The following is a 405-nucleotide window of genomic DNA, read 5'->3' as shown; positions in this document are numbered from 1 at the left end:
GTTCCTTCTTCCGGCCAAAGATGCTCTTCGCCGGAATGGAAAAGTCGATGCACTCGTGCGCTGGGCGCCAGCGCTGTGCGGCGGCCCCTGCCTTCGAGTGGGTTGCTTCGGGCCAGACAATGGGTGCGCCATCACAGCGCGCGATCAGGTAAAGACGCTTTCGGATGGTGGGCGTGTCGAAATCGGCAGCGACTATCTCGCGGTACTCAACGACATACCCGAGGTTCTCGAGCTGCTTCACCCAGCGCTTGAAGGTCTTGCCCTTGTGCTCCTTCGACGGACTCCCAGCCCGGTTCAATTTGCCCCAGTCCTGGAACTCGACCACGTTCTCCAAGTGGATGATGCGCGGCTTGCACGCCTTCGCCCACTTGATGACGACCCATGCCAACGCACGGACTCGCTTGC

At 61.0% G+C, this 405-nt stretch carries 1 protein-coding gene; it reads right to left on the bottom strand.

Annotated features, from left to right (window positions below; genetic code table 11):
- The coding region (locus tag JHD82_RS29100; RefSeq protein ID WP_233174960.1) for a DNA cytosine methyltransferase at window positions 1-388 on the bottom strand (388 nt) is incomplete at its 3' end.
- Window positions 389-405: the final 17 nt, after the last annotated feature.

This window comes from Delftia sp. ASV31 (assembly GCF_016428765.1).
In the GTDB taxonomy this organism is placed as follows: Bacteria; Pseudomonadota; Gammaproteobacteria; order Burkholderiales; family Burkholderiaceae_C; genus Comamonas; species Comamonas acidovorans.
The sequence above is the reverse complement of the archived record's forward strand: the minus strand, read 5'-3'. Positions and strand labels throughout refer to the sequence as shown.